Genomic DNA, 4,938 nt, shown 5'->3' with positions numbered 1-4,938 from the left:
CCGCCAGCCCGCGGGCCACTTCTGCGGCCTGGCGGTAGCTGGAGACGGCGAGGGTGACGACCTCCACTTCCGGCGTCGAGGTGAGGGCGCGATGGCGTTGAGGGTCGCCGTGGGGGGCGATGAAGATGAAGGCGGCTTTCAGGGCCATGGCGGTTTCCTTTGTTGGGTGTGGAAGCCCGAGCTTATGCGGCGCCTCGCCTGGCGATCTTGGAAAAACGTGCGGCGGCGGGCTTGAATATTCCAATGCGATTTTGCCGGTGTTATGCTGATTGGTTTTGGAGGCGCGATGAAACATGGGGTCGCGGCAGGCGTAATCGTCGAGCATGAGGGCAGAATTCTGATGGTCCGGCATTGCAAGCCGGACGCCTACGATTTCTGGGTGGCGCCGGGCGGCGGCGCGATCGACGACGAGCCTCTGGCCGACGCCGCGCGCCGCGAGGTGAAGGAGGAATGCGGGCTGAGCGTGGAAATCGGGCGGCTTGCCGATATCGAGGAATTCGCCAATCCGGCCACCCGCGAGTGCAAGTTCTGGTTCATCGGCAAGCTGCTGGGTGGCGAAATCGATTGCGGCGGCGACGAGGCGACGCGCGAGCATATTGTCGAGGCGGCGTGGCTGTCGCGCGACGACTTCGCCGGCAAGACCGTGTTCCCGCCGATGCTGCACTACTGGCGCGATCGCGCATGCGGCTTCGACGCGCCACGCTATGTCGGGTTGCGGCGGATGGAATTCTATTGAGCGCCGGATGGCTGGAGGATTGAACCATGGCGATTTCGACAAGTGGCGGCGCGGCTGAGGACAGGCGGGAGGTCGACCGCCTGATCGCGGCGTTTTTCGCGTTGTTCGACAACCGAGAGGGTGTTTCGGCCGATCTGGACGGCATCTTCGCCATGTTCACCGATGAGGCGCGGATCGCCAAGGTGGAGGGCGGCCAGACGCAGCAATGGTCGGTCGAGGCATTCATCGCGCCGCGCCGGGAGCTGCTCTCCAGCGGGAGTCTGCGCGACTTTTGCGAGTGGGAAACCGAGGAGCAGACTTGGATAAGCGGTAGCCTCGCCAGCCGGACCAGCCGCTACCGCAAGTCGGGGCAGCTGCATGGCCAGCCATATGCCGGCGGTGGAACCAAGCTGTTCCAACTGGTTCGCGGCGCGGATGGCTGGCGCATCTGCGCGATGAGTTGGGAAGACGACGCGGCGTAGCGCCGCAGCCGCGCGACAGTACAATCGAAGACACCGGCCTTCCGTTCGCTTGAAGAGATCATTTCATGTTTCCGTTGATCGTCACCCTTGAGGTTTCCGCGTCCGACGATGTGCCGCTGGTGGCCGCCGCGCTGGCGCGAATGCGTCCGCTGTGCCTGGCCGAGCCCGGTTGCCAGTTGTGGGAGGCCTACCATTCCGAGGCCGATCCCAAGGTGTTCGTGCTGGTCGAGCATTGGGAAAGCCGCGCGCACTGGGAGGCGCACGGCAAGCTGGATGCGATCCAGACCATCTATCTGCCAGAGGTGCTGCCGCGCGCCAGGCTCGCCGCCCATCCATCCACGCTGCTGGGCGCTTAGGCCCGCATCTGAAAAGGTCACGCCGATGCTGGACAAGTCATTCGCCGAGGAACTGGCGCGGGAATGGATAAACGCCTGGAACAGCCATGATCTGGCGCGCATCCTGGCGCATTACCGCGACGATTTCGAAATGAGCTCGCCGTACATCGCCGAGATGGCCGGCGAGGCGTCCGGCCGGCTGCAGGGCAAGCCCGCAGTGGCCGCCTACTGGGTCGAGGCGCTGCGGCGGCTGCCGGACCTGCGTTTCGAGCATCTGGCGACGCTGACCGGAGCCGATTCGCTGACCATACATTACCGCGGCGCGCGCGGCCTGGCGGCCGAGGTGCTGTGGCTGGACGAGGCAGGCAAAATCCAGCGCGCGGCGGCGCATTACCAATGACCGCTTCATTGCCCGGCCGGGTGTTGATCGTAGGCGGCAGCGGCGCCGGCAAGAGCACGCTGGCGGCCAGGCTGGCCGCCGCGTCGGGCGCGCCGCTGGCCGAGCTGGACGCCTTGTTCTGGGGACCGGGCTGGACGCGGCGCGATGCGTTCTCCTCCGATGTGGCGGCGCTGGCGGCTCAGCCGCGCTGGGTGGCGGAAGGCAGCTACGCGTCGGCGCTGGAGCGCTTGCTGCCGCGCGCCGAGCTGGTGATCTGGCTGGACTATCCCCGCTCGCTGCTGGCCTGGCGCATCGTCCGGCGCAGCCTGCGCCGGGCCTGGCGGCGGGAGGCGCTGGCGCACGGCAACCGCGAGACGCTGCGCGGCGCGCTGTTTTCGCGAGACTCGCTGCTGCTGTGGATGTGGCGCGGCTACGGCCGCCGCCGCCTGGCGCTGTCGGATTTGCGGGATGCCCATGCCGGAGCGGCTTGGCTGGCGCCGCGCAGCCCGGCCGAGGCCAGGCGGCTGTTGGCGGGCATCTTGCCGGCGTGAGCCATCGTCCGTAGAATGCGCGCTTTCCCGCCAGGGGAAAGTTTCGCGTATTCAATGTGTTAAGGACGAGCCGTGGCCGACATCAACCGCCTGGAAACCTGGATCAAGTACAAGAACGGCCTGTGCGGCGACTGCATGGCGTCCTGCTGCACGATGCCGGTGGAAGTGAAGTTGCCGGATCTGGTGCGCATCGGCGTGGTGGACGAGTTCGAGCTGGAAGAGCCGATCAAGAACATCGCCAAGCGGCTGGAAAAGCAGCGGGTGATCCAGCATTTCAATTTCAAGAACAGCCTGTTCACGCTGGCGCAGCGCGCCAACGGCGACTGCCTGTATCTGGATGCGCAGACCCGGCGCTGCACCATTTACGAGCGCCGCCCCAACACCTGCCGCAACCATCCCAAGATCGGTCCCAAACCGGGTTTTTGCGCCTATACCCGCGACAGCCGTCCGCGCCAGAAGTAATTCATTTATCATTGCTGGTCGCCCTGCTGCCGACCTCGCGCAGCGGGCACAGACTGGACCGTGTTCCACGTGGAACAGCGGCATGGCATCGGCCTCCGCCATGGGCGGCGGCTGCCAATTGTGATTGAGGAGCGCGGCGATGCAGGCGATTTTTCCCTTGCTGGCCTTTCTGGTCGGAGTGGTGGTGCCGCTGCAGGCGGCGGTCAACAACCAGTTGCGCCTGTTGCTGGGCAACAGCACGCTGCTGGCGGCGCTGGTGTCGTTCGGCACCGGCTGCCTGACGTTGGCGCTGCTGTCGTTGGCGACTGGCCAGCGCTGGCAAAATCTGGCGGCGCTGGCCCGCGTCGAATGGTGGATGTTGCTGGGCGGGGTGCTGGGAGCGGGGTTCGTGTTCGGCACCACTTTGCTGGCGCCGCGCCTGGGCGTGGCGACCATGGTTTCCCTGATCATCGCGGGACAGGTATTCACCTCGCTGTGCTTCGACCGTTTTGGCTGGCTGATGATGCCCTTGCGCGAGTTGAGCGCGGCCAGGCTGGCCGGCGCGGCGCTGGTGGTCGCGGGCGTGCTGCTGGTGAATTTCGGCGATCGCTGGTTCGGCCGCTGAAATGCGATCCCGCCGGACGGGCCGGCGGGATCGCGGGGTGTTTACTGCTGGGCGGACGGCGTTGGCGCAGCCGGCGCCTGGACCGGCGCCGGGTTCATGTCTTGCAGCGACAGCGGCACGCTGGGCGGCACGGCGGGATTGTCGAAGGGGCGGACATTGGCGTCCTGGGCGCTGGCGAAGGCGCTGGCCAGCAGCAGCGCCAGTGCGGGCATGAGCAATTTGAGCATGGCGGAATCCTTTGGTGTTGTTGAACGGATCGCCCTGGGTTTTCCTGTTGCGGCCCCGGAAAGTATTGGGCGTACTTTCATTATTAATGCCAATTCGACTGAAGATGTTTCCGTAAATTCTCTTTTTGTTTCAATATGTTGAATGGTTTGTTGCTGGCTTGATTTTGCCTGGATGGCATGATTCTCAATCGGGCGGCGGCGGCAGGTAGACGCGCCGCGCCGGGTATTGTCCCGGCAGCGGGTTGCCCTTCGCGTACATGCATTGCTGGTAGGCGATGTTGTAGCGGGTTTGCGTATCGTAGCCGGCATAAGCGCCGTTGGAGCCGCCTACCGCGGCGCCGGCCAGCAGGCCCATGCCGGCGCCTTGGCGGTTGCCGCCTATCAGCGCGCCGGCCGCGGCGCCCACTACGGTGCCCAGCGCCATATTGCCGGCCAGCGTGGCGTTGGACGCGTCGGCGGCGGCCGCGCCGCTGTTGCCGGCGGCGTAGGCCCGGCATTGCTGCTCTTCCTGCGCGAACACGTCGAACGGTTTGCCCGGCGCCGGCATCACCGCCACCGTCGGGCCGGTGGGCTGCGTGGCGCAGGCGGCCAGCAGCGGCGGCAGCAGCATCAGGCAATAGCGTGCTTTCATGGCGTTTCCTTCCGGCTTATCTGGGCGGCTGCGCCGGTACGGTCTTCCAGCCGCCCGGGCATTCGCTGACATACGGGTAGTACTGTTTGGCCGCCTTGCAGTAGTACCAGACTTGGGCCGGCTCCTGCGGCGCGGCGGCGACCGGCGGGGCCGGAGGAACCATCGGCACCGCAGGGACGACGGGCACGGCCGGGGACACGGCGATGACGGGCGGCGCGTACAGGCTGGGGTAGGGATAGATGGGCGCCGTGTAGAAGTACCAGGCGCCGCCGGCCACCCACCACCAGCCCATCCGGCCCTGATAGTAGCCGTGGTGCCAATAGCCGCCGCGCCAGACATCGATGCTGATGCGCGGACCGCCGTGGTGGTGGTACGCCTCGGCGGGAGCGACCGCGGCCACGGCCAGCGCGGCTGCCAGCAGCGCGCCGCTCAAGCGGATGCAGCCTTTCATGATGAGCCTCTTTACGGTCGGTTGCCGCGCGCGGCCCGGCGGGCCGGCGCGAGCGGGATCAGGTCGCCGGGTCAGCCGTTGGCCGGGGGCGCGCCTTCTGG

At 66.6% G+C, this 4,938-nt stretch carries 11 protein-coding genes; 7 read left to right on the top strand and 4 right to left on the bottom strand.

The genetic code is table 11. The features are described 5' to 3' along the window. Positions 1–148 (bottom strand): DUF6506 family protein (locus ACY3GB_RS13880; RefSeq protein WP_463090940.1); only part of this gene is annotated, 148 nt, incomplete at its 3' end. Positions 149–286: 138 nt separating this feature from the next. On the opposite strand from ACY3GB_RS13880, the gene ACY3GB_RS13875 reads away from it, so the two are divergent. The 7 genes from ACY3GB_RS13875 to ACY3GB_RS13845 all read left to right on the top strand — a co-directional run bounded on the left by ACY3GB_RS13875 (position 287) and on the right by ACY3GB_RS13845 (position 3,528). Continuing rightward, positions 287–736, top strand: a complete 450-nt coding sequence (locus tag ACY3GB_RS13875) for an NUDIX domain-containing protein (RefSeq protein ID WP_463089253.1) — start codon at positions 287–289, stop codon at positions 734–736. Between the two features lie 26 nt (positions 737–762). Beyond that, positions 763–1,197, top strand: coding sequence for a Cif family virulence factor (locus tag ACY3GB_RS13870; RefSeq protein WP_463089252.1), 435 nt, complete (start codon positions 763–765; stop codon positions 1,195–1,197). Positions 1,198–1,262: 65 nt separating this feature from the next. Next, positions 1,263–1,553: a putative quinol monooxygenase gene (locus ACY3GB_RS13865; RefSeq protein ID WP_463089251.1), complete on the top strand. Its 291-nt coding sequence runs from the start codon at positions 1,263–1,265 to the stop codon at positions 1,551–1,553. Between the two features lie 25 nt (positions 1,554–1,578). Continuing rightward, positions 1,579–1,932 carry a nuclear transport factor 2 family protein gene (locus ACY3GB_RS13860; RefSeq protein WP_463089250.1) on the top strand — a complete coding sequence of 118 codons (354 nt, stop codon included), beginning with the start codon at positions 1,579–1,581 and terminating at the stop codon, positions 1,930–1,932. After that, positions 1,929–2,462 carry a P-loop NTPase family protein gene (locus ACY3GB_RS13855; protein ID WP_463089249.1) on the top strand — a complete coding sequence of 178 codons (534 nt, stop codon included), beginning with the start codon at positions 1,929–1,931 and terminating at the stop codon, positions 2,460–2,462. Before ACY3GB_RS13860 ends, ACY3GB_RS13855 begins: the two co-directional genes overlap by 4 nt. 72 nt (positions 2,463–2,534) lie before the next feature. After that, a complete protein-coding gene (locus tag ACY3GB_RS13850; RefSeq protein ID WP_046158500.1) occupies positions 2,535–2,924 on the top strand; it encodes a YkgJ family cysteine cluster protein in 390 nt (129 codons plus the stop codon). Between the two features lie 139 nt (positions 2,925–3,063). Next, the gene (locus ACY3GB_RS13845) at positions 3,064–3,528 is read left to right on the top strand and encodes a DMT family transporter (protein WP_048403825.1); all 465 of its coding nucleotides are present in this window, start codon (positions 3,064–3,066) and stop codon (positions 3,526–3,528) included. A 41-nt stretch (positions 3,529–3,569) separates the two neighbouring features. Here ACY3GB_RS13845 and ACY3GB_RS13840 read toward each other — a convergent pair whose 3' ends face one another. From ACY3GB_RS13840 to ACY3GB_RS13830, 3 genes are all read right to left on the bottom strand, one after another. After that, the gene (locus ACY3GB_RS13840) at positions 3,570–3,755 is read right to left on the bottom strand and encodes a hypothetical protein (RefSeq protein ID WP_463089248.1); all 186 of its coding nucleotides are present in this window, start codon (positions 3,753–3,755) and stop codon (positions 3,570–3,572) included. Positions 3,756–3,939: 184 nt separating this feature from the next. Continuing rightward, positions 3,940–4,386, bottom strand: a complete 447-nt coding sequence (locus ACY3GB_RS13835) for a glycine zipper family protein (protein ID WP_463089247.1) — start codon at positions 4,384–4,386, stop codon at positions 3,940–3,942. A gap of 16 nt (positions 4,387–4,402) precedes the next feature. Beyond that, positions 4,403–4,837: a hypothetical protein gene (locus ACY3GB_RS13830; RefSeq protein WP_463089246.1), complete on the bottom strand. Its 435-nt coding sequence runs from the start codon at positions 4,835–4,837 to the stop codon at positions 4,403–4,405. Positions 4,838–4,938 lie beyond the last annotated feature (101 nt).

The organism is Chromobacterium sp. Ag138, assembly GCF_055181315.1.
Note: the sequence above shows the minus strand (reverse complement) of the source record. Positions and strands in the feature narration are given on the sequence as shown.